The organism is Amycolatopsis acidicola (genome assembly GCF_007713735.2).
Taxonomy (GTDB): Bacteria; Actinomycetota; Actinomycetes; order Mycobacteriales; family Pseudonocardiaceae; genus Amycolatopsis_E; species Amycolatopsis_E acidicola.
In genome coordinates this window covers 55489-78061 of the sequence record NZ_VMNW02000037.1, presented here as the reverse complement: position 1 = coordinate 78061, position 22573 = coordinate 55489, and the positions used below count along the sequence as shown (strand labels likewise).

Annotated in this window: 23 protein-coding genes; 15 read left to right on the top strand and 8 right to left on the bottom strand. The window is 70.6% G+C overall.

Going from position 1 to position 22573, the window contains the following annotated elements:
* The 3 genes from FPZ12_RS23740 to FPZ12_RS23730 all read right to left on the bottom strand — a co-directional run.
* The coding region (locus FPZ12_RS23740; RefSeq protein ID WP_150980461.1) for an AI-2E family transporter at positions 1 to 1147 on the bottom strand (1147 nt) is incomplete at its 3' end.
* A 147-nt stretch (positions 1148 to 1294) separates the two neighbouring features.
* Positions 1295 to 1939 carry an FG-GAP repeat domain-containing protein gene (locus FPZ12_RS23735; protein WP_144747837.1) on the bottom strand — a complete coding sequence of 215 codons (645 nt, stop codon included), beginning with the start codon at positions 1937 to 1939 and terminating at the stop codon, positions 1295 to 1297.
* 30 nt (positions 1940 to 1969) lie between these two features.
* Positions 1970 to 2482, bottom strand: coding sequence for a hypothetical protein (locus tag FPZ12_RS23730; RefSeq protein WP_144747836.1), 513 nt, complete (start codon positions 2480 to 2482; stop codon positions 1970 to 1972).
* 244 nt (positions 2483 to 2726) lie between these two features.
* Between FPZ12_RS23730 and FPZ12_RS23725 the strand changes: the two genes are divergently transcribed.
* The 3 genes from FPZ12_RS23725 (at position 2727) to FPZ12_RS23715 (ending at position 6376) form a co-directional block, all read left to right on the top strand.
* Complete coding sequence (locus FPZ12_RS23725; RefSeq protein ID WP_144747835.1) at positions 2727 to 3653, top strand: AraC-like ligand-binding domain-containing protein; 927 nt, start codon at positions 2727 to 2729, stop codon at positions 3651 to 3653.
* A 110-nt stretch (positions 3654 to 3763) separates the two neighbouring features.
* Entirely contained in the window at positions 3764 to 5218 is a 1455-nt protein-coding gene (gene styD, locus FPZ12_RS23720; protein ID WP_144747834.1) for a phenylacetaldehyde dehydrogenase StyD, read from the top strand.
* A 33-nt stretch (positions 5219 to 5251) separates the two neighbouring features.
* On the top strand, positions 5252 to 6376 hold the full coding sequence (locus FPZ12_RS23715; RefSeq protein ID WP_144747833.1) for an NDMA-dependent alcohol dehydrogenase: 1125 nt from the start codon (positions 5252 to 5254) through the stop codon (positions 6374 to 6376).
* Positions 6377 to 6419: 43 nt separating this feature from the next.
* On the opposite strand, the gene FPZ12_RS23710 is transcribed toward FPZ12_RS23715, so the two are convergent.
* Positions 6420 to 7346 (bottom strand): NADP-dependent oxidoreductase, encoded by a 927-nt coding sequence (locus FPZ12_RS23710; protein ID WP_144747832.1) that lies wholly within the window; start codon positions 7344 to 7346, stop codon positions 6420 to 6422.
* Positions 7347 to 7394: 48 nt separating this feature from the next.
* Between FPZ12_RS23710 and FPZ12_RS23705 the strand changes: the two genes are divergently transcribed.
* The 4 genes from FPZ12_RS23705 to FPZ12_RS23690 all read left to right on the top strand — a co-directional run bounded on the left by FPZ12_RS23705 (position 7395) and on the right by FPZ12_RS23690 (position 9974).
* Complete coding sequence (locus FPZ12_RS23705) at positions 7395 to 7760, top strand: winged helix-turn-helix transcriptional regulator (RefSeq protein ID WP_144747831.1); 366 nt, start codon at positions 7395 to 7397, stop codon at positions 7758 to 7760.
* Between the two features lie 63 nt (positions 7761 to 7823).
* A complete protein-coding gene (locus FPZ12_RS23700) occupies positions 7824 to 8945 on the top strand; it encodes a sensor histidine kinase (protein ID WP_144747830.1) in 1122 nt (373 codons plus the stop codon).
* Entirely contained in the window at positions 8942 to 9586 is a 645-nt protein-coding gene (locus FPZ12_RS23695; protein WP_144747829.1) for a response regulator, read from the top strand. The genes FPZ12_RS23700 and FPZ12_RS23695 overlap by 4 nt, the downstream gene beginning before the upstream one ends.
* Before the next feature lie 160 nt (positions 9587 to 9746).
* On the top strand, positions 9747 to 9974 hold the full coding sequence (locus FPZ12_RS23690; RefSeq protein WP_144747828.1) for a PLD nuclease N-terminal domain-containing protein: 228 nt from the start codon (positions 9747 to 9749) through the stop codon (positions 9972 to 9974).
* Positions 9975 to 9978: 4 nt separating this feature from the next.
* Here FPZ12_RS23690 and FPZ12_RS23685 read toward each other — a convergent pair whose 3' ends face one another.
* From FPZ12_RS23685 to FPZ12_RS23670, 4 genes are all read right to left on the bottom strand, one after another.
* A complete protein-coding gene (locus tag FPZ12_RS23685) occupies positions 9979 to 10548 on the bottom strand; it encodes a hypothetical protein (protein WP_144747827.1) in 570 nt (189 codons plus the stop codon).
* 107 nt (positions 10549 to 10655) lie between these two features.
* Positions 10656 to 12680 carry an acetate--CoA ligase family protein gene (locus FPZ12_RS23680; RefSeq protein WP_166462871.1) on the bottom strand — a complete coding sequence of 675 codons (2025 nt, stop codon included), beginning with the start codon at positions 12678 to 12680 and terminating at the stop codon, positions 10656 to 10658.
* Positions 12677 to 13516 carry an enoyl-CoA hydratase/isomerase family protein gene (locus tag FPZ12_RS23675; protein WP_144747825.1) on the bottom strand — a complete coding sequence of 280 codons (840 nt, stop codon included), beginning with the start codon at positions 13514 to 13516 and terminating at the stop codon, positions 12677 to 12679. The genes FPZ12_RS23680 and FPZ12_RS23675 overlap by 4 nt, the downstream gene beginning before the upstream one ends.
* A gap of 41 nt (positions 13517 to 13557) precedes the next feature.
* The gene (locus tag FPZ12_RS23670; protein WP_144747824.1) at positions 13558 to 14523 is read right to left on the bottom strand and encodes a phosphotriesterase family protein; all 966 of its coding nucleotides are present in this window, start codon (positions 14521 to 14523) and stop codon (positions 13558 to 13560) included.
* A gap of 204 nt (positions 14524 to 14727) precedes the next feature.
* Here FPZ12_RS23670 and FPZ12_RS23665 point away from each other — a divergent pair, with 204 nt between their 5' ends.
* The 8 genes from FPZ12_RS23665 (at position 14728) to FPZ12_RS23630 (ending at position 22559) form a co-directional block, all read left to right on the top strand.
* The gene (locus FPZ12_RS23665) at positions 14728 to 15780 is read left to right on the top strand and encodes an LLM class flavin-dependent oxidoreductase (RefSeq protein WP_144747823.1); all 1053 of its coding nucleotides are present in this window, start codon (positions 14728 to 14730) and stop codon (positions 15778 to 15780) included.
* 55 nt (positions 15781 to 15835) lie between these two features.
* The gene (locus tag FPZ12_RS23660) at positions 15836 to 16516 is read left to right on the top strand and encodes a TetR/AcrR family transcriptional regulator (RefSeq protein WP_144747822.1); all 681 of its coding nucleotides are present in this window, start codon (positions 15836 to 15838) and stop codon (positions 16514 to 16516) included.
* A gap of 3 nt (positions 16517 to 16519) precedes the next feature.
* Positions 16520 to 17752 carry an acyl-CoA dehydrogenase family protein gene (locus tag FPZ12_RS23655; protein WP_144747821.1) on the top strand — a complete coding sequence of 411 codons (1233 nt, stop codon included), beginning with the start codon at positions 16520 to 16522 and terminating at the stop codon, positions 17750 to 17752.
* Positions 17753 to 17761: 9 nt separating this feature from the next.
* Positions 17762 to 18697: a cyclase family protein gene (locus tag FPZ12_RS23650; RefSeq protein WP_144747820.1), complete on the top strand. Its 936-nt coding sequence runs from the start codon at positions 17762 to 17764 to the stop codon at positions 18695 to 18697.
* Between the two features lie 92 nt (positions 18698 to 18789).
* Positions 18790 to 20097 carry an MFS transporter gene (locus FPZ12_RS23645; RefSeq protein WP_144747819.1) on the top strand — a complete coding sequence of 436 codons (1308 nt, stop codon included), beginning with the start codon at positions 18790 to 18792 and terminating at the stop codon, positions 20095 to 20097.
* Positions 20098 to 20213: 116 nt separating this feature from the next.
* Positions 20214 to 20759 carry a DUF1453 domain-containing protein gene (locus FPZ12_RS23640; RefSeq protein WP_144747818.1) on the top strand — a complete coding sequence of 182 codons (546 nt, stop codon included), beginning with the start codon at positions 20214 to 20216 and terminating at the stop codon, positions 20757 to 20759.
* Between the two features lie 10 nt (positions 20760 to 20769).
* Entirely contained in the window at positions 20770 to 21888 is a 1119-nt protein-coding gene (locus FPZ12_RS23635) for a sensor histidine kinase (protein WP_144747817.1), read from the top strand.
* Positions 21885 to 22559: a response regulator gene (locus tag FPZ12_RS23630; protein WP_144747816.1), complete on the top strand. Its 675-nt coding sequence runs from the start codon at positions 21885 to 21887 to the stop codon at positions 22557 to 22559. Before FPZ12_RS23635 ends, FPZ12_RS23630 begins: the two co-directional genes overlap by 4 nt.
* Positions 22560 to 22573: the final 14 nt, after the last annotated feature.

The following is a 22573-nucleotide window of genomic DNA, read 5'->3' as shown; positions in this document are numbered from 1 at the left end:
GGGGGCGGGCGCTGCGGGGGCGGAGTGCGTTGACCTCGTTGGGATCCATCTCGGGATCGCGCAGCATCGAGCCGATCGCGGACTTCAGCACGGCGAGGATCGGCACCGCGAGCAACGCGCCGATGATCCCGGAGACCTCCAGCCCGACGGCGATCGCGAGCACCACCGCAAGGGGGTGCAGCCGGACCGCGCGGCCGAGCAGGAACGGTTGCAGCACATGGCTTTCCAGCTGCATCACGCCGATCAGGATGGCCAGCACGATCAGCGCCGAGATGAACCCGTTGGCGACCAGCGCCACGAGCACCGCGATGGCACCGGTGAGGACCGCGCCGATGATGGGGATGAACGCGCCGATGAAGATCAGCGCCGCGAGCGGCACCGCCAGCGGCACGCCGACGATCCAGATCCCGACCCCGATGCACACCGCGTCCACGCAGGCCACGCCGACCGTCGCGCGCACATAGCTGACCAGGGACGCGAACCCGCGGCGCCCGGCGACGTCGACCTGGTCGCGCACGTCACGCGGGACGGCGCGCAGGGTGAACCGCCAGATCTGCGGTCCGCTGTAGAGGAAGAAGATCAGCGTGAACAGGGCCAGCAGCGCCTCGGTCAGCGTGGTGCCGATCGTGCCGAGTGTCTGCACCGCTTTGTTGGCCAGCTCGGAGGAGTTCCCGTTGACCGCGCTCAGCGCGTTGTCCAGCCACTGCTGCAGCTGGTCGTGCGAGAGGTGCAGCGGCCCGCTCTGCAGCCAGTCGTTGATGCTCGTGAGGCTGGCCGAAACCCGGCTCTGCAACTGGGGGAGCGCGGCGATGACGGTGGTGATCACGAGCGTGAGCACCCCGCCGACCACGGCGAGCCCGACCACGATGGCGATCAGCGTCGCCAGCCCGCGCGGCACGCCCCAGCGTTGCAGCCTGCCCACCAGTGGGGCGAACAGCGCCGACACCAGCAGCGCGATCCCCACCGGGATGGCCACTTCCTCCAGGTAGCCCAGCAACCAGAAGACGGTCCCGATGCCGGCGATCACGAGCAGGAACCGCCAGCTCACCGCCGCCGCGACCCGCAGCGACCATGGAACGGCGCGCGCGGCGTCGCGCGTTCCCCGGCTGTCGACCGGGAACCGGCCGGGATCCTTGCTGGCGTCCACCTGTGTCGCACCTCCCCCACGTAGGTTAGAGGTGTTCGCCCGAAAGCTTGCGCGCAGCGCCGTGCTGGGCACCGCCCGCCGTGAACGCGGACCACCACGCCGCGTCCGCCGGGCCCCGGAAGCGCTCGGGGCCCGGCGGCGCGAGGGTCAGGAGCAGCTCGCCGGAGCGGTCCGCAGCACCGGGTCGTCCTGGCCGACCGAGCTGATCGTGTAGTCGTTCACCTGGTGCACCACGTCGTCGGTGATCTCGTAGCGCACGCGCGAACCGGTGTAGGTGACGGCGTCCCCGTCGTCGCGGCTGACCTGCAGCGTGATCAGGTCACGGCCGCCCGCGGCGTTCGAGGCGCATTCGTAGCCCAGACGCGCGGCCATCCCGCCGCCTTCGGCCAGCTGCAGCGGTTTACCGTCCGATGTGGACAGTGCGCGCGGGCCCGATCCCGCGTGGTCCCAGACGGTGGAGAACGTCGTGTTGGCGCCGACGGACTCCACGACCACCACCTCCTGCCTGCCGTCCCCGTTCATGTCGGTCACCCGCATCGGCTGCACGCCCTGCGCGGGGTCGCCGGTCAGCTGGACCGACGTGGTCTCCCCGCGCACGGTGAAGTCCAGCCGCTGCTGCCCGTCGCCGGCCATGGTGAGCGTCGCGAGGTCCGGGTAGCCGTCCCCGTCGAGGTCCGGCGTCGCCTGCTGGACGGTCGCGGACGGCTCGGTCGCCGAAGCGATCCCTGGCGTCAGCAGCGCGAGCGCCGCCGCGAGGGTGCCGACGGTGATCTTGGTCGTGGTGCTGGTCATCGGTGTCACTCTCCCCTTCGTGAATCCCGGTCAGGCCTGCTCGACGGCGCCGAACTGCACGTCCCCGGTCAGGTCCGGGGCCGGCCACGCCACCTGGGTCACCGTGTCCACGCCGCCCGAGGGCAGTGCGAACGACAACCCCGAGACCTGCGGGCCGGGTCCGTCCCCGTCCGCGATGATCACGTACGAGCAGGCCGAATGCGTGGCGTCGATGGTCACCTGCCGGTCGCCGGTCCCGGCGGCCTGCGAAGTGGGCACGCCGAGCGGAGCGCCTCCGCCGTCGAAGAACACCGTCGCCGTGGGCGCGCCCTGCATGACGCACCGCACGTCCGGCGTGGCGGCGGTGTAGTGCAGGACGTCGGCGTGGTGGCCCATCGCGCCGCCCGCCTCCTGCGTGACCTCGACGTGCACCTGTTCCTGGTTGCACTGGCCCTCGTCGGTCGGCATCGCGCCGGCCACCCCTGCCGTGGCGAGCGCCGTCCCGCCCAGCGCCGTGAGCACGGCGGTGGCCGCGAATCCCCTGCGCAGAACCTGTTTCCCCATGATCGGAACCTCCCGTTTCCCCGGCCGGTCCCCGTGCCGGCCGTCGCTGTGAGTGCCTACCCCGTGAAAAGCTCCCGAAGCGGGCACTCACTGAGGAAGATGCTTACGGAGCCGGAAATGTGCACCCGGAGTGGTATGGACCACCCGAAAGCAACCCCGGCCGCGCCCGCGCGTCCGTGACGCGCACCACCCCGTCGAGTACCATGCGGAGTTACCGACCATCCGGTCAGTAAAGGAGGCGGGCATGGGTGCCTTCCCGGTGGCGCTGGACGCCGGTTCGCTGACGGACGTGCAGGCCTGGCGCGAGGTGCTGGCCGAGGCGTTCGTCCCGCTCGACACCACGCCGCTCGGGGACGAATCCGCGCTGACCGGGCGGGTGCTGGCCCGCCCGGTCGCCGACCTGCAGCTGTCCGTGGTCGCCGGTTCGCGGCAGGTCGTGCGCCGCACGCGCGGGCTGATCCGCCGCAGCGAGGCCGATCTGTGCAAGGTGGGCGTGCAGCTGCGCGGTGACGGGGTGGTCGAGCAGGACGGCCGGTCGGCGCGGCTGCGGCCGGGTGACCTCGCCGTCTACGACACCGACCGGCCGTACGAGCTGGCCTTCGAGCGCGACTTCGAAATGCTCGTGCTGGTCGTGCCCCGCGCGCGGCTGGAAGCGCGGGCGCGGTCGCTGGGTGATCGCACCGCCGTCGCGATCCCCGGCACGCACGGCAGCGGGGCGCTGGCGTCGTCACTGCTCCGCGGGCTCGATCGCACGGCAGCGCCGGAGCCCGAGGCCGCGCATCTGAGCGACGCGGCGGTGGATCTCGTGGCCGCCTGCCTCGCGGTGGGCGCCCCGCAGCCGGCTTCGGAAACCGTCGTGCTGGCCGCCCAGCGCTACCTCACCGACCACCTCGGCGATCCAGGGCTGAACCCGGCGCGGGTGGCCGCGGCCGTGCACGTTTCCTTGCGGCACCTGCAAAAGCTGTTCGAACGGCGCGGGCTGACGATCACCGGCTCGATCCGGGACGGCAGGCTCGAACGCTGCCGCCGCGATCTGCGCGACCCGCGCCTTGCCGACCGCCCGGTCGCCGCGATCGCGGCCTCCTGGGGGCTCGTCGACGCCGCGCAGTTCAGCCGCTCCTTCCGGGCCCGCTACGGCGCCGCGCCCAGCCAGTACCGCGCGGAGGGATAAGGCCGCTTTCGCACAAGAGCCGTGCGCGCAGGCGCAAGACCGCCGATCGGCGAACGGGCAGGCTTCGCACCAGGGCCCGCTGTCAACGAAGATCGGCAAGGAGTACGCCCGTGACCAGCACCGAAACCCTCCCCACTCAGCTCTTCCTGGCCGGCGGCTGGCGTGCCGGCGGTGGCGGCACGTTCCCCGTGCTCAACCCGGCCACCGAAGAGAAACTCACCGACGTCGCGGCAGCCTCGGCCGCCGATGTGGACGAGGCCGTTTCCGCCGCCCGCGCCCAGCTTTCGGGGGAGTGGGCGGCTCTGCCGGGCTCCCAGCGCGGCCGGATTCTCGCGAAGGTGGCCGACCTCATCGAGCGTGACGCGGGCGAGCTCGCCCGGCTCGAGGCGATCGACGTCGGCAAGCCGGTGGGGCAGCCGGCCGTGCTCGACATCCCGAACGCCGCCCGCACCTTCCGGCATTTCGCGGGCTGGGCGGACAAGATCACCGGCCAGGTGGTGCCCACCGACGGCTACCTCGGCCGCCCGACGCACTCCTATACCCGCCGCGAGCCCGTCGGCGTGATCGGCGCGATCATCCCGTGGAACACGCCGCTGATGATCGCGTCGTGGAAGCTCGCCCCGGCACTGGCCGCGGGCAACACCGTGGTCGTGAAGCCGCCGGAGGACGCGCCGTTGTCGATCCTGCACCTGGCGCGGCTGCTCGGAGAAGCCGGTGTGCCGGCGGGCGTGGTCAGCGTGCTGCCCGGGTTCGGGCCGGTGACCGGGCAGGCGATCGTGGAGCACCCCGGGATCGACAAGATCAGTTTCACCGGCAGCCCCGAAGTGGGCCGGGAGATCGCGGTCGCCGCCGCGCGCTCGTTCAAGCGGATCACCCTGGAGCTGGGCGGGAAATCGCCGCAGATCATCCTCGACGACGCCGATCTCGAAGCCGCCGTCAACGGCACCGCGATGGGCCTGTTCTTCAACCAGGGCGAGGTGTGCGCCGCGGGCACCCGGATCCTCGTGCACCGCTCGCGTTACGACGACGTCGTCGAAGCGCTCGCCGCCGCGGCCGCGCAGCAGGTCCTCGGCGACCCGCTGGACCCGTCGACCACGATGGGCGCGCTGGTCAACGAGAAGCAGCGGGAGCGCGTGCTCGGATACATCGCGAAGGGCCGCGACGAGGGCGCCAGGATCGTGACCGGCGGGGCGCGGCCGGACCGGGCCGGATTCTTCGTGCAGCCCACGATTTTCGCGGGCGTGCACAACGACATGACGATTGCGCGTGAGGAGATCTTCGGCCCGGTCGGCGCGGTACTGCCGTTCGACGACCCCGAGGAGGCCGTCCGGATCGCCAACGCCACCGACTACGGCCTCGCCGCCACGATCTGGACCCGTGACGTCGCCGCCGCGCACACGCTGGCCGCGAGCGTGCGGGCCGGTGCCGTCGGCGTGAACGGCTGGGCGCCCATCGACGCCGCGCTGCCGTGGGGAGGCATGAAGACCAGCGGGATCGGCCGTGAGCTCGGCTGGAGCGGGATCCTCGCCAACACCGAGGAGAAGGTCGTCACCGTAGTCCTCTAAGGACCGTCCACTGTGCTCAGAGAGGAGCATCGTATGTCCATCACCACAAAGGTTTCCCTGGTTCGCGGGGCGCCCGGCGTCTACGAGACCGCGACCGTCGAACTGGACGACCCGCGCCGCGGCGAGGTCACCGTGAAGCTGGCGGCCTCCGGTCTGTGCCATTCCGACGACCACGTCGCCACCGGAGACGTCCCGGTGGGCGTCTACCCGTACGCCGGGGGTCACGAGGGCGCCGGCGTGATCACCGCCGTCGGCCCGGACACCCCCGGCTACGAGGTCGGCGACCACGTCGTGTTCTCGTTCCTGCCGGCCTGTGGCCAGTGCGAGTTCTGCGCGCAGGGTATGTCGAACCTGTGCGATCTGGGCGCTTCGCTGCTCACCGGGGCGCGCGCGAGCGACCCGGGCAGCTTCCGGATGCACGAGAACGGCAAACCGGTCGGCCAGCAGTGCGGGATCTCGACCTTCGCCGAGTACACCACCGCCGCGGTCGACTCGGTGGTCAAGATCGGCAAGGACATCCCGCTCAAGGCCGCCGCGCTGGTCGGCTGCGGGGTGCCCACCGGCTGGGGTTCGGCGGTCAACTCCGCGAACCTGCGGCCCGGTGCCGTCGTGATCGTGCTGGGCATCGGCGGGATCGGCGCCAACGCGCTGCAGGGCGCGGTGCACGCCGGCGCGAAGACCGTGATCGCGGTGGACCCGGTGGAGTTCAAACGCGAGCAGGCCAAGATCTTCGGTGCCACGCACGCCTTCGCCGGCATCGAGGAGGCCGCCGAGTTCGCGCGCTCGCTGACCAACGGGCAGGGCGCGGACGCGACGATCGTGACCATCGGGGTCGTCCAGGGTGAGCACATCGGGCAGGCGCTGGCCTCGATCCGCAAGGCGGGCACCGTGGTGGTGACCGGGCTCGGCGACATCACCGCCGCCGGGGCGCCGATCGCGCTCGGCGACCTGACGCTGATGCAGAAGCGGCTGCAGGGTTCGCTGTTCGGCCAGTCCAACCCGCGCCACGACATCCCGAACCTGCTGCGGATGTACCAGGCGGGGCAGCTGAAGCTCGACGAGCTGGTCACCCGCGAGTACACGCTCGACCAGGTCGCGCAGGCGTACGAGGACATGCACGCCGGCCGCAACATCCGCGGCGTCGTGGTGTTCGGCTGAGCCGCGCCCGCGACCGTCCCTTTCGGACGCTCGCGGGCGGGGATCAGACGGTGAGGACGAGCTTTCCCTGAAGGTGTCCGGCGTCGAGCAGCCGGTGCGCGTCGGCCACGCGCTCGAATGGGAACGTCTGCCGTACGTGGACCCGGAGCTCGCCGCGGTCGACGAGTTCGGCGAGGCGCCGCAGCGCGACCGGATCGGGGTCGACGGCGATGCCGCTGAAGCGCAGACCGGCCGCCTCGAACCTGGCGGCGAGTTCCGGATCGTCCTCGGCGACGGCCGTCACGAGGTGACCGCCGGGGCGGAGCACCTCGAGCGATCGTTCGGCGGTGTCCCCGCCGAGCGTGTCGAGCACCAGGTCGATGTCGCCGACCGCCTCCGCGAAGTCGACCGCAGTGTAGTCGATCACCTCGTCGGCGCCGAGCCCCTCGACGAACTCCCGCTTGCTCCCGCCTGCGGTGGCGATCACGTGCGCGCCAAGGGATTTCGCGATCTGGATCGCGACGTGGCCGACCCCGCCACCGCCGCCGTGCACCAGGACGCGGTCGCCTCCGGCCACCCCGCCGAGGTCGACGAGGCCCTGCCACGCCGTCAGCCCGACGACCGGCAGAGCCGATGCCTCGACGTGCGAAAGCGACGCCGGTTTGCGCGCCAGGTGCAACGCCGGCGCCGCCACGAATTCGGCGTACGCGTTGGCCGCACGCGGGAACAGCGACATGCCGAACACTTCGTCGCCGGGCCGCAGGCGCCACGTCCGCGCCTGCTCGACCACGCCGCTGATGTCCCAGCCGAGAATGAACGGCGGCCGGCCGATCAACGGGAACTCGCCGGCGCGCAGCCGCGCCTCCAGTGGGTTCAGCCCGATCGCCTTGACCCGGACGAGGACCTCGGTCGGGAGCGGCCGGGGCTCGGGTGCGTCCTCGATCGTGAGCACCGCGGGGCCGCCGGCCCGGTGCTGGGTGATGACTCGCATGAACCCGAGATTAGGTTTCCGAAAGGAACCGCCAGGTACCTTGGCGCCATGAGCGAGTTCGGTTCCGGTGGTCTCTTTCTCGCCGACTGCCCGGCGCGTCTGGCGGTCGAACTGATCGCCGACAAGTGGACAGTGGTCGTCCTCGCCGGCCTCAGTGAAGGCCCGGTGCGCCACGGCGAACTGGCCGGGCTGATCGGCGGCGGCATCTCCCGCAAGGTGCTCACCCAGACGCTGCGGCGACTCGAATCGCACGGACTCGTCCGCCGCCACGCCTACGCCGAGGCGCCGCCCCGCGTCGAGTACGAACTCACCCCGCTCGGCGCTACCCTGATCGATCCGATCCACACCCTGACCGAGTGGGCGAGGGCGAACGGCGAAGCGGTCCTCGACGCACTCGAAACCGCACGCGGGTAACGGCCGGATCGGCTTTCGCGGGCGCCTGCATCCCCGCCCGCGCCGCCCTTCTAGGGTGGCCGCGTGCCGATCCCGAACCTGACCGCTTTCGCCCGGCGGCATCGCGCGGCGGGCCTGGTCCTGCTCGACGTCGTGGTCGCCGGTTTCGTGGCCTACTCGGTGACCATGTCGGTGCACGGGCACTGGCCGCTCGTGCTGCTCACCTTCGCCGGGCTCGTCGTGCGGCGGCGCTGGCCGCTGGTGGCGATGGCCGCGGCGCTGGTCGTCGTCGTGTTCGGGCCCAATCTCGGCCCGGCGTTCGTGGCGCTCTACACGGTGGGCGCGGTACTCGGGCCCCGCTTGTGGACGTGGTCGTCCGTGGTCGCGTCGGTCGCCGCGTTCGTGACGATGGGCCAGATCAACTGGGGGAACGACTGGAAGTCCGTGGGCCTCGGCCTCGCGCTGTTCGTCGCCCTGCCCGTGCTGGCGGGCCTGTGGATGCACCAGCGCGCGAACCTGCTGACGGCCCTGCGTGAACGCGCCGAACAGGCCGAACGGGAACGGCATCTGCTCGCCGAGCAGGCGCTGGCCGCCGAGCGCCGCCGCATCGCGGGCGAGATGCACGACATCGTGGCCCACCGCGTGAGCGTGATCGCCGTGCAGGCCGGGGCGATCACGGTGGTGGCCAAGGACGAGCGTGTCGGCGAAGCGGCCGAGGTGATCCGCAAGAACGGAACCGCCGCGCTGTCGGAGTTGCGGGACATGCTGCGGGTGCTCCGCAACGGCGGCGAGGACGAATCGACGCCGCCGCCGGGCCTCGACGGGATTCCCGAACTGGTCGAGGATTCCCGCGCGGCGGGCACGAAGGTCGAGGTCCGGCTGCCGGATCCGGTGCCGGAGTTGCCGGTGCCGGTCGGGCGCGCGGTGTACCGGCTGGCGCAGGAGGCGCTGACCAACGTGGCCAAGCACGCGCCCGGTGCGCTGGTGCGGGTCAGCGTCACCGACACCCCGGACGAGCTGGCGGTCGACGTGGTCAACGATGCGCCGCCGGGACAATCGGGCGCGGGGCTGCCGTCGTCGGGCTACGGCCTCGCCGGGATGCGCGAGCGCGTCATGCTGGCGGGCGGCACGGTTTCCTCCGGGCCGACGGCCGACGGCGGGTTTGCCGTGCACGCGCGGTTTCCGTGGGAAGGGGCGGCCGCGTGACCGTGCGGTTGCTGCTGCTCGAAGACGAGGATCTGGTGCGCAGCGGGCTGCGGATGATCCTCGACGCCGACCCCGGCATCGAGGTCGCCGCCGAAGCCGCGGACGGCAGCGAGGTCGTCGCGCTCGTCACCGACCACCGCCCCGACGTGGTGCTCACCGACATCCAGATGCCGCGCGTGGACGGGCTCGCCGTGGTCGAGCGGGTGCGCGCGCTGCCGGACGCGCCGCCGGTCGTCGTGCTCACCACCTTCGACCTCGACTCCTATGTGCACACGGCGCTGCGCCACGGCGCGGCGGGCTTCCTGCTCAAGGACATCGCGCCGCGCGACCTGGTGACGGCCGTGCAGGTGGTCGCGGGCGGCGAGGCGATGATCTCGCCGCGGATCACCAAACGCCTGCTCACGCGGTTCACGCGGGAGAGCGGGCGCGAGGACGCGCTGGCCAGGCTGGACGCGCTGACCGCCCGCGAACGAGAGGTCGCGCTGACGCTCGGGCGCGGGCTGAGCAACACGGAGATCGCGCGGGAGCTGGGGATCAGCGAGTCGACGGTGAAGGTGCACGCCGGGCACGTGATGACCAAGCTCGGCGCGGCCAACCGCACCCAGGTCGCGATCGTCGTGCACGACGCCGGGCTGAGCTGAGAATCAGCCGAAAGTGCTAGGCCCGGACCGGCCCGCTGGTGACGCGGGCGGGCCGTGACTCCGCCTACCGTGTCCGTAGCGCGGGGAAAACGGTGAAAGTCAAGGTTTTCCGCGCGGTGGGAACGTCCAAAGTGGCCGTCCGGACCGGAGGAGTGTTTTCGTGGACCACCCGTGGAACTACCTGGTCGCCGCGCTCATCATCGCGGTGATCCTGGCATATTTGGTGCTCGTGCTGGCCGCGCTGGTGAGCGTGCTGAGGTCGGCGAACTCGGGCGGGATGAAGGTGGTCTGGTTCGTGTTCATCTGGGTGGCGCCGTTCCTCGGCAGCCTCCTGTGGTTCGTCATCGGCAAGCCCAACGCCAGGCCCGCGCCGCAGCCGCGCTATTAGCGCCTCACCGCGCGTCGGGCGCCCCGGCGCGGGTCTCCAGCTTCTCGACGATCGGCGTCAGCAGGGCGTCCAGTTGACGGACCAGGACCGAGACGGCGCGGCGGGCCGCCCCGGGAACGTCCTGGTCCGCGTGCTCGGGCGCGGGCGGCAGGTCCGTGAACGGCACCGGGGCTTCGACGAGCACGGAAGCGCGCAGGTAGGGCATTTTGGCGATGTCCCGCTCCGCAGGGTGCACGAACTGGCCGAACAGATCCGGCCAGTCCTGCCAGTTCTCGTCGCGGCACCAGTCGCGCGGCCAGTCCAGCGCCGCGGGCCACGGCGAGACGAGATTCGCCCTCGCGATCAGGGTGCCGTCCCACTCGTTGCGGACACAGCTGAGCTCCAGGATCCGCCGGTGCAGCCGCACGTACCCCGGCGAACTGGCGGGCGCGACGCTCAGCCGCCAGGCCGTGCACGCGAACTCGACCGGAGCGATGTCCCCGAGAGCACCGGCGAACTCCGCGAGGTTGTCCCGGATGTGCTCTTCGTACTCCCTGTCGTGGCCGGCGAGCCACACCGCCCGAACAGTGCCCATCCGCGCTCCCTCACCTGGTTATCCACCCAGCTTGGCAACGCGCGTACCCGCCCGGCAAGCCAGTCCGCCCTCAGCGAACTCCTGGCCGGAGCGCCCTTGAAAGCACTTCACGCCTCCTCGAAGCGGGTTACGACGGCGTCGGCCGCCGCGCATTCGGCGGGGGTCACGACGAGCGGGTTGATCTCCACGGTCTCGTACCCGGAAAGCACGCCGTCGGCGAAGGAAGCGCACAGGCCGGTCAGCGCGCCGAGCGCCGCTTCGTGGTCTGTCACGCCCACCGCGGCGAGCAGTTCTTCCGCTTCCCCCGGCGCCAGCGGGAGCCGGCGAGTCGTCGAGCGGTTCGCCAGTTCCGTCGCCGTGCCGCCGAGCCCCACCACCACGTACCGGCCGAGGACGGGATCGGTGTTCAGGCCGACGAGGATCTCCCGCCCGAACACCATCTCCTCGACCAGGCAGCCCTCGATCGTGTCCGTGGGCAGGCCGGACGCGACCACGTTCGCCTCGATCTGCTTGACCGCCGCCGCCAGATCGGCCCGGTCCCCGATGCCCAGCAGCACCCCGCCGATGCGCGACTTGTGGCTGACCGGCGCGACCACCTTCACCGCGAACGGCGCACGCAGGTTCTCCGCCGCCGCGACCACGTCCTCGCCCCGCGGCACGCGAACCCCGCCGACGACCGGCAACCCCGCCGCCGCGACCAGCTCACGCGAGTCCGCCTCGCTCAGCACCCGCTCCTCGGCGGCGGACGGCACCGCGTGCTTTTCCTTGGGCAGAGCCGGAAAGAGCTTCGACAACGCGGAGAACGTGAGCCGCAGATTGTGCACCACCGCCACGTGCGGATGCCGTTCGCGGTAGTCGCGCACCCAGTCCGTGACCGGCACCGGTGCCATCGACGTGATCACCAGCGGCATCCCGTGCACCGACGACAGCCGCGCGAGGTCGTTCCAGTTCCAGGTGTGCACGGCCTGTTCGGGGCTGTCGGAGGGAAACTGCACGCTCCAGGGCATCAGCACCAGCCCGGTGTTCGGGTCCGCGAAGACCAGCCCGTTGATGCTCTCGTCGCCCTCGCGTTTCTTCACCCCGATCACGTCGAGCGGGTTGTCGATGAACGACCCCGGCCCGGCCAGCTCCCGGATCCGCGACACGGTCTTGTCCGCGAACACGCTCAGCTCGACCCCGTACCGGTCCGCGAGGTCACTGCACAACGCCGCCGCGCCCCCGGAACCGCCCAGGATCGACACCGAACGCGCCCGGCCCGCCTTCGCCCCGAGCAGGCTCAGCGTCGCCAGCCGCATCAGCTCGTCGATCCCGTCCGCGCGCAGGACTCCGTGCTGCCGCAACAGTTCCGAGAGCACCGAGTCCGTACCCGAGATGCTCGCGGTGTGCGACAGGACGGCCCGTTGCCCGCGCTCCGAAACGCCGGACTTGAGCACGACGATCTGCTTGCCGGACTCCCGCGCGTACGTGAAGGCGCGCTCGAACGCGGGCAGCTTCTCCCGCGAAATGCCTTCCAGGTAAACGCAAACCACCTTCGTGGCCGGCCGCTCCAGCGCGATCAGCAGCGCTTCCGGGACGCCGGTCACCGCGCCGTTGCCGGTGGAAACGGTGAAGTCCAGCCCGAGGTTCTCCTCGTGCGCGGCCGCGACGAGCGCCGAAAGCAGCGCGCCGCTCTGCGAGACGATCGAGACCGGGCCCGGCCGCGCCTCCAGCCACATCGGCTCGGCGACCGCGCAGATCCGCTCCTCGAAGTCGGCGAACCCGACGCAGTTCGGGCCCCACAACCGGGTTCCCGTGCCGCTGACGATCTTCACCAGTTCGGCCTGCAGCTCGCGGCCCAGTTCGTCGCCGCGTTCGACGAACCCGTCGGTCACCAGCACGATGTCGCGGGTGCCCGCGGCGGTCAGCTCGCGCACCGCCTCGACGCTGGCCTCGCGCCGGATGGCGATGACCGCGGCGCGCGGCGCGACCGTCAGATCCGCGACGCTCGCGACCGTGCCGAGGCCCGCGATGGTTTCGTGGTTCGGGGTGACGGGGACGACGCCGAGGTCCGGGTTGAAGCTGCGCAGGTTGTGGATCGCGCAGTTCGTCCAGAAGTTCCGGGGAGAGGCGCCGACGACGGCGACCGCGCTCACGCCGACGCTCCGGCGCTGTCCGAAGTGGACTCTCGCAGCGAACCGCCCTCGGCGTACCACTTGCGGGCGGCCGAAATCCCCAGCTCGCCGAGCGTGCCCGACATCCACCGGTTCCCGGCCGAGGTGTGGATCAGCGCGTCCCAGCTCGCGCAGCTGTCCAGCGTGTCCCGGAAGCCCTGCCGCACGAGGACGTCGTTCGCGGCGCGTTTCTTGATCTCCAGCATGTCCAGCGGGGTCTTCGCGACCTCGGTGGCGATCTCGCGTGCCTTGGCCACCACTTCGCCCTCCGGCACGGAGTAGTTCGCCCAGCCCCGCGCCGCCGCCTCCGGCCCCAGCATGTGGCTGCCCGCGGTGTACGAGAGTTCCTTGGCCTTCTTGGCGCCCAGCTGGTACAGGCTCATCGGGCCGAGCATCCCGCCACCGATGGGCAGCACCGGCCAGCCGATCTTCGTGTCGTCCCCGACGACGGCGAGGTCCGAGCACACCGGGATCAGCGTGGCGCCGCCCATGCAGAACCCGTGCACGGCGGCCACGACCGGCTTCGGCACGTCGAACGGCGCGGAGAACGAGCGGATGTGCGCGCGCAGCCGGACCCAGTCCTCGTGCGCGGTCCGGTGCGTGCCGTTTCCCCGCGGGCGGCTGACATCCCAGCCCACGCTGAACGCCCGGCCCGCGCCGCGCAGGATGATCACCGAGACCGAGTCGTCGGCGCCCAGCTCGCCCAGCGCCTGCTCGAACTCGCCGAACAGCGCGTCGTCGAAAGCGTTGAGCTTGTCCGGGCGGTCGAGGGTCAGCTCGGCGAGTTTGCCGTCGCGTTCGATGCGGACCACGGTCATGCTGTCTGCCTTTCTGGAAGTCCGGAGTGGACGGTGGGGGATCACCGGGCGGCGAAGATCTCGCGTGGGTTGTCCACCAGCATCACGTCGATGTCGGCCTGGCTGACCCCGGCTTCGAGCAGCGCGGGGATGACGTCCTCGGTGATGTGCGTGTAGCGCCAGTCCGGGAGGTGCTCGCTCCGGTAGGCGTCGGGGAAGTTGTGGCTGTGGCAGGAGGCGTCGTGCGAAAGCACCATGCGCCCGGCGTACCCGCGCTCGACGAGCGCCGCCACGGTCCGCACCCGTTTCTCGAAGGGAAGCTTGGCCTCCAGCCCGAACCGGTCCATCCCGAGGTAGGAACCGTTGTCCAGCAAGCGTTGCAGGTAGCCGAGGTCGTCGGAGTCACCGCTGTGCCCGATGATCACGCGGCCGGGGTCGACGCCTTCCTCGGCGAAGATCTTCTGCTGCTCCAGGCCGCGCTGGGTGGACACGTCGGTGTGCGTGGAGATCGGGACCCCGGTGCGCAGGTGTGCCCTGGCGACCGAGCGCAGCACGCGTTCGACGTCCGGGGTCACGCCGGGGACGTCGGTGGCGCATTTGAGGATCGCCGCCTTGATCCCGGTGCCGGCGATGCCCTCCTCGATGTCGCGGACGAACATGCCGGTCATCGGCTCCTCGCCGCCGAGCATCCGGCCGGGCCCGCGCAGCCGGAGATATCCCGGCAACTCGCTGAACGTGTAGAAGCCGGTGGCGGCGATGATCTGCACGGGGGAGCGCTCGGCCACCGCCCGCACCCGCCGGATGTCGCGGCCGAGCCCGAGCACGGTCAGGTCGACGATCGTGTCGATGCCCGCTTCCTTGAGCCGGACGAGTTTGGCCACGGCGTCGTCCGTCCGGCGCCGGGCGTCCCACACCTCCGGATAGTTGAGCTCGTACTCGTGGTTGAGCACGAACACGTGCTCGTGCATGAGCACACGTCCGAGCCGGTCGCTGTCGGTTCCACCGGTCACGGTGCTGACGCGGGTCATCGGCGCGCGGTTCTCCCTTCACGGCAACGATGTCGGCGGGCGGCGCGGGGGAGCGTGCCCGCCGCCCGTTGACAATGACGCGCGTGTCATGTTTAGTCAAGGGCGTCTTCACCCAGTGCGCACAACGGGTTCGCGCCGCCACCGGCCGGCCGAGTCGCCGGTTTCCGGCCGCCCGCAACGGGTTTTCTCTTCCCAAGGAGTGCCATGAGCAATGTCGCCACACCCCATTACGGGATCTTCAGCCTGTCCAACGTGCCGCCGTGGAACACCCACAACGAGGTCGTGCGCAAGGCGATCGAGCAGATCAAGCACGCCGACGTGCTCGGCTTCGAAGAGGCATGGGTGGCCGAGCACAACGGCCGCCGCTACGGGATCATGGCCTCGGCCCAGCTGCTGCTGGCCGCCGCCGCGTCCGCGACGAAGCGGATCCGGCTCGGCTCCGGGGTTTCCCGGCTGCCGATGCACCACCCGCTGCGGCTGGCCGAGGACTACGCCTACGTCGACCAGCTTTCCGGCGGGCGGCTGAACTTCGGCATCGGCAAGGCGTACGACCGGCTGGAGTTCCAGGCCTACGGCATCCCCGAGGCCGAGCGGGACGAGCGGTACGAAGAGGTCTTCGAGATCGTCATGCAGGCCTGGCGCACCGGCAAGGTGGCGTACCAGGGCAAGCATTACCGGGTGCCGGCCGAGGGCGAGGTCGCCACCGAGGTCGAGCTGTTCCCCGAGGTCTTCCAGAAACCCACTCCGCCGGTGTTCGTGATGGTCTCGCAGAGCGAGGAGTCGCTGCGGCTGGCCGCCCGCCGGGGGTTTTCCTTCGTGCTGGGCCAGCGTCCCACCCGGGACGACGTCAAGCGGCTGGTCGGCGTGTACCGGGAGGAGGCGAGGGAAGCCGGGCACTCCTTCGATCTGATCGACGAGAACATCGCCCGCGCCTCGCAGCTCAAGGCGATCCACGTCGCCGACAGTGCCGAGGCGGCGAAGGAGGAGTACCGCGACGGCTACATGTGGTACGTCGGGGTGCTCACCAACCGGGCGAAAGTGGGGCTGGGTATCGAAGAACTCAGCTACGACGAGTACATCGAACGCAAGACCCTCATTCTCGGTTCGGCCGATCAAGTGGCCGACGAGCTCGCCTCCTTCCACAGCTACACCGGACTCGGCGGTCTCGTCGCGTGGTTCGACGCGGGCAGCCAGCCGCAGGAACAGGTGCTGCGCTCGATGTCCCTGTTCGCCGAGAAGGTCCGCCCGCAGCTGTGAGAGGGCGTGGGAAGATGTCGCGATACCTGCGTCGGCGAAGATTGGGGACGGACAGATGGCGACCGGTAAGGCGGACGGGCCGGCGGAACCGCGGACCGCGCGGGGCCGCAAGACCCGGGATCGGTTCCTCGCCGCGGCACGGACGGTGTTCGAGGACAAGGGTTTCCTCGACACCAGGGTGGCCGACATCTGCGACGAGGCCGGGCTCGCGCACGGCACCTTCTACATCTACTTCCAGACCAAAGAGGACATCTTCTACAGTCTGGTCGACTCCGTCGTGGGGGAGCGCTATCTGCTGACTGCCGTCCCGGAGGACTTCGAGGGCACGGTCGCCGACAGGTTCGCGCACACCCTGCGGACGTACTTCGCGGAGATGTGGAAGGGCCGCCGGTTCAGCCGCATCGTCGAGCAGGTCGCCACTTTCGACGAGCACATGCGCGCCGACCGGATGCGCATCCGCGGCGAGTTCCGCAGCCGCATCCAGCGCGGGATCGAGCGGCTCCAGCGCCAGGGCGCCGCGGACCCCGACATTTCGGCCGAGCTGACCGCCGAGGCGATCGTCGCGATGATCAGCAACTTCGCCTACATCAACCTCATCCTGGGTGAGCGCGAGGACCTCGACATCGAAGAGGTCGTCGCGACGCTCACCGGCATCTGGGCGCGGGCGATCTCGCTGGACCTGGAGAAGGCCCACGCGAACGACCTCAAACCCCAGCCACGGAACAGAAAGACGTAACGCATGGACTTCACCGTCGCGCCGGAAGCGAAGGAGAGCGCCGAGGGGGTGCTCGCCTTCATCGAGCGGTTCGTCGAGCCGCTCGAACGGGAGCACGCGGACCTGCTGTCCGACGAGCGCCGGAGTCACGACGAAAACGGCGTGCTCGTGCCCGAGGTGCTGAAACTCAAGAAGCAGGTCCGGATGGCCTCCGCCGAGGCCGGGTTCTACACGATGTTCGGCGACGAGTCGCTCGGCGGCGGCGGGCTCGGCCCCACCGCGCTCGTGCACATCCAGGAGGAGATCAACCGGGTGTGCGGGCCGCATCGCACGCTGGTGCACGAAAACGTGGTCCCGTCGGTGTTCACCAACGGGCTGTCCCCGATCCTCACCGAACTCCGGCCGGAGATCCGCGACCGTTACGCTCCCGGTCTCGCTTCGGGCGAAAAGACGTTGTGCTTCGGCCTTTCCGAGCCCGATGCCGGTTCCGACGTGCAGCGCATCCGCTCCCGCGCGGTGAAGGACGGCGACGAGTGGGTGATCAACGGGTCCAAGCAGTGGATCACCAACGCGCCCTATGCCGACTACTGCATCCTGTTCGCGGTCACCGATCCCGAGGCCAACGCCGCCCGGCGCGGCGGGATCACCGCCTTCTTCGTCGACACCACCAGCGACGGGTTCGACTGCACCAGCGTGATCCCGATTCTCGGCCACGTCGGCTCGAAGATCGGGATCGTCACGATGGAGAACCTGCGCGTCCCGGACGACCACGTGATCGGCACCCTCCACAAAGGACTGGCGCTGGCGCTGCTCGGGATCAGCAAGGGCAGGCTGTCGATGTCGGCCATGTGCGTCGGGCTGGCCCGCTGGTCGCTCGGCCTGGCCGTCGAGTACGCCAGGCAGCGCGAGACCTTCGGCTCGGTGATCGGGGAGCACCAGGCGATCCAGGTCAAGCTCGCGGAGATGGCGATGGACATCTACGCGGCGAAGTCGATGGTCGGCCGCACCGCCTGGCTGGTCGAGGAGAAGGCCAAGGCGGTCAAGGAAACCTCGATGGTCAAGGCGATGTGCACCGAGATGCTGGGCCGGGTCACCGACTCGGCGATGCAGGTGCACGGCGCGATGGGGCTGACCAACGAGCTGCGGCTGGAGGAGGCGTGGCGGCACGCGCGCACCCTGCGCGTGCCCGACGGTACTTCGGAGATCCAGCGCCGCACCATCGCCCAGCGTCTGCTGGCCGGTGACACCGACCTCTAGGAGCACGCGGTGAACCTGCCCCAGTACTCCGAACTGCCCCGCCTCGACGACCTCGGGGCCAACCACTCGTGGGGCGTGTTCGGCCCGGACGACGAGCTGGGCACGCTGAACCTCCTCGACGCGCGAGCCGTCGCCGAAGCCACCGCGGGCGTGCGCACGGGGGAGCGGATCGGGCTGAGCCTGCCGCTGGACCAGCCGGACCCGCCGTTGTTCCGCCGGGAACCCTTGCGCCACACCCTGCGCAACGCGGGCAGCATGTGGGACGACCGGCTGGATTCGTTCTTCCCGCAGGGATCGACCCAGTGGGACGGGTTCCGTCACCATCGCGTGCGGCAGCACGGGTTCTACGGCGGCGTGACCGACGACCCGGCGACGGGCAAGGAACGCCTGAGCATCCATCACTGGGCGCGCGGCGGGATCGTCGGCCGCGGCGTGCTGCTCGACGTGGCCGCGCATTTCGGTTACGCCGAGGGGTACGCGCTCGAGGAACATTCGATCACCCCGGACGACCTCCGGGAAACCGCGCGGGCGCAAGGGGCCGAGATCCGGCCCGGTGACGTCCTGTGCGTGCGCACGGGCTGGATGTCGGCGTACCGGTCCTTGGACCGGGAGGCGCGCGCCGGGATCGCGGCCAGGAAGAGCGGCCTGTTCTCCACCGGGCTCGCGGCCGGGGAACCGACCGCGGAACTGTTGTGGGACTGGCACATCGCGGCGATCGCCGTGGACAACCCGGCGGTCGAGGTGACCCCGGGCGACGCCGCCGTGGGCAGTCTGCACCGCAGGCTGCTGGGCCTGCTCGGCATCCCGCTGGGCGAGCTGTTCGATTTCGACGAGCTGGCACCGGAACTGCGTTCGGCCGGGCGCGGTGAATTCCTTTTCGTTTCGGTGCCACTGGCCCTGGTCGGCGGGCTCGGCTCGCCGGGCAACGCGATCGCGATCCTTTAGGAGGCCCCGTGGCCGGTTCCCGTGCACCGCTTCCCTCGCCGGTTTCCTGATCCCTTTTCGGTGATTCCCCACTCTCAAAGAAGAGAGCCATCATGTCTGTTCTGCAGCCCCGACGCGCCGCGGCGGCGAGCGTCATCGGCACGACCATCGAATACTACGATTTCTTCATCTACGCGACCGCGGCCGCGCTGGTGTTCAACAAGGTCTTCTTCCCCGGACTGCACGGAATCGCGGGCACGCTCGTCTCGCTGTCCACCTTCGCGGTGGCGTTCCTGGTCCGCCCGATCGGCGGGGTGGTGATCGGGCATCTCGGGGACAAGGTCGGCAGGCAGCCGATGCTGGTGCTGACCCTGACCATGATGGGCGCGGCCACGCTGCTCGTCGGCCTGCTGCCCGGGTACGCGACGATCGGCGTGGCCGCGCCGATCCTGCTGATCGTGCTGCGGGTGATCCAGGGCTTCGCGATGGGCGGCGAGTTCGGCGGCGCCGTGCTGCTCACGATGGAACACAGCGAACAACGCAAACGCGGGTTCTACGGCAGTTTCGTGCAGACCGGCGGCCCGCTCGCGCTGGTCCTCGCGACGCTGGTGTTCCTGCCGCTGAACGCCATGCCGCAGCAGGACTTCCTCAACTGGGGCTGGCGGATCCCGTTCCTGCTCAGCGCGATCCTGATCGCCGTCGGCTACGTCCTGCGCCGAACCATCAGCGAAAGCCCCGCGTTCGAGAAGGTGCGTGACCTGGGCAAGGTGGACCGCGCCCCGGTGCTGACGGTGCTGCGCCGTTACCCGATGCGCACCCTGCTGGTCGCCGGCACCACGCTCGGCGGCGGGGTGGTGTTCTACATGATGTCGGTGTTCGGGCTTTCCTACGCCACCACGGAACTCGGCCTGTCCCGCGAGACGATCCTGCTCATCGTGCTGGTCTCGATGATCTGGGACTGCGGGCTCGTGGTGCTGGCCGGGACGCTTTCGGACCGGATCGGCCGCCCGGCGATGACCATGACGGGCACGATCGGCCTCGTGGTGCTCGCGTTCCCGTGGATCTGGCTGCTGGACACCGGGAAGCCGTGGCTGATCTTCGTCGGCTACCTCCTGCTGTGCCTCCCGCACGCCGCCGTCCAGGGCTGCGCCGGGGTCTTCTTCGCGGAGGCTTTCCCCGCCACCGTGCGGTATTCCGGGCTTTCGGTCGGCTACACCGTCGGGATGATCCTCGGCAGCGCGATCGCCCCGATGATCGCCGCCGCGCTCAGCGAGGCTTGGGGCGCGCCCGCGGTGGGCTGGTACATGGCCGGGATGAGCGTGCTGTCGGTGCTGTCGGTGGCCGGGGTCATCAAGACCCGCGCACTGTCCGGACAGGACGCCCTCACCCCGGGAGCGGTGGAGAGCGAACCCGTTTCCTGAGCGGGCCCGGCGTGGGTGGAGGAGATCTCCACCCGCGCCTCCACCTCGAGCCTCACGACGAAGTCGCCGGTCAGCCCTAGTTTCGACCGGGACGACGACGGAAGTGAGGACGGGGCATGAGTGGCCTGCTGGAAGTGGTGCTGATCATCGTGGCGATCGGGTACGTCCTGGTCCGCCGCCTGGCCGGGGACCTGGCCGAGGCGAAACGGATGCTGGTGCTGCCCGGGGTGCTGGTGGTCATCGGGATCTCGCAGCTGGGGGACGTGCGGTCGGCGACCGCGATGGTGTTCGTGGTCGTGACCGGGCTGGTCAGCGTGGTGTTCGGGGTGCTGCGCGGGCTCAGCGTGCGGGTGTACGAACGCGACGGTGTCGCGGCGATGCGCTACACCGGCTTGACGATCGTGTTCTGGGTGCTGAACATCGCGGCCAAGTTCGGCGCGAACTTCCTGCTCGGTGTCCTCGACCGGAGCGCGGGGTCGGCCGCGGGCAACACGCTGATGCTGACGCTCGGCGCGGGCCTGCTGGTGGAAGGCGTGATCGTCCTCGCGCAGGCGATGCGCACGGGGCACCAGATCGTCTGGCAGAAGGGACGGAACGGACAGCCGCACCAGAACGCGGAGTGGCTGGACGACCTGCAACAGCGCTTCTCCGGCGGGCGCTAGGGTTTCCGTGATGCGGCAGCGGAGTCAAGTGGGCGGGTTCTACTACGACGAGTTCCTGCGCCCGTTCGCGTGTGTGGCGCTCGTCGCGGCGGTGGCCGTGCAGCTGGTCACCAAGGCGCCGCTGTTCCCGGCCGTCACGATTCCGCTGTTCGTGCTCGTCGGGGTGCTGACGCTCCTGTCGCTGTTCCCCGGTGACCGGGTGTCCACCGGCGTCACCACGGCGCTCGTGGCCGTTTATGCGGTGGCGTCGGGGATTCTGCTGCCCCTGGGAGTGTCCACAGTGGCCCCGGCGTTCGCCTACCTTGCGTCCGGGGTGGCGGGGGAGCGGCTCGCTTCGCGGCGGGCGGCGATCGTCGTCGGCGCGGTTGAGGCGGTGGTCACCGCGGCCGCGATCTGGCTCGTCGGCGAGCTGCATCCGTCGGACTCGGGCTGGCCGTGGTGGCTGGGGCTGACCGTCGCGGGCCCTGTCTACATGGGACTCGCCCGCCGGGACCGCCGCGACTCGATGGTCAACGCCCAGCGCGCGCTGCGCTCGGAAGCCCGCGAGGCGGCGCTGGTCGAACGAGGCCGCATCGCCAGGGAGATCCACGACGTGCTCGGGCATTCCCTGTCCGGCATCGCGTTGCAGCTGGACATGGCGGACGCCTTGCACGGCAAGAGCCGCGACGACGAGGCGAACCAGGCGGTGCTGCGGGCGCGGCGGCTCGCAGTGGACAGCATCACCGAGACACGGCGCGCGATCGAGGCGCTGCGCACCGATACGCTCCCGCTCGAACGGACGCTCGAGCTGATGTGCGAGGGGGAAGCGGTGCCGCTGCGGGTGGACGGCGACCCGGCGCCGGTGCCGACCGAGGCCGCGCACGCGATCGTCCGCGCGGCACAGGAAGCGCTGACCAACGCGGCGAAGCACGCCTCCGGCGCGGAGCGCGAGGTGACGTTGAGCTTCACGCGTGACTCCGTCGCGTTGACCGTGGCGAACGGTCCGGGCGGCGAAGCGGGCGCGCCCGGGCTGTCGGGTGGCATAGGACTGGTGGGCATGAGGGAGCGGATCGCCTTGCTGGGCGGCACAGTGCAGGCGGGGCCCCGGCCGGACGGCGGCTGGAGCGTGGAACTGGAGGTACCCCGGTGAGCATCTCGCTCGTGGTCGTGGACGACCAGGCCTCGGTGCGGGAGGCGCTCGCGGTCATGCTCGGCCTCGCCGACGACATCGACGTGGTCGCGACGGCCACCAACGGCGAGGAGGCCGTGGCCGCCGCGACCGAGCACACCCCGGACGTCGTGCTGATGGACCTGCACATGCCCGTGCTGGACGGAGTCGAGGCCACCACCCGGATCCGGGCCGCCTCGCCGTCCGTGCAGGTGGTCGTGCTGACCACCTTCGACGACGACGAGTCCATCCTCGCCGCGCTGGAAGCCGGCGCCGCCGGATACCTCACGAAGGAAGCGGACCGGGCGCGGATCGAGCAGGCGGTGCGCAGCGCGGGCGCGGGCCAGGTCGTGCTGGCGCCGGAAGTGCAGCGCCGCCTGCTTTCCCTGGCCACCACCCGCCGGGCCCGGCCCGCGGCGGACGACCGGCTGCTGTCCCTGACCGCGCGCGAGCGGGAAATCCTCGGCCTGATCGGGGAAGGCCTGCGCAACCCGGAGATCGCGCGGCACCTGGTGATCAGTGAAGCGACGGTCAAGACACACATCAACAACCTGTTCGCCAAGGCCGGGTTCACCTCACGCGCGGACGCCGTGCGCTACGCGCTGAGCGTGGCCGGGGAGCCCGCGGAGCCCGGATACCGCCGGGCGGAGTAGCCCCTTCCAAGATT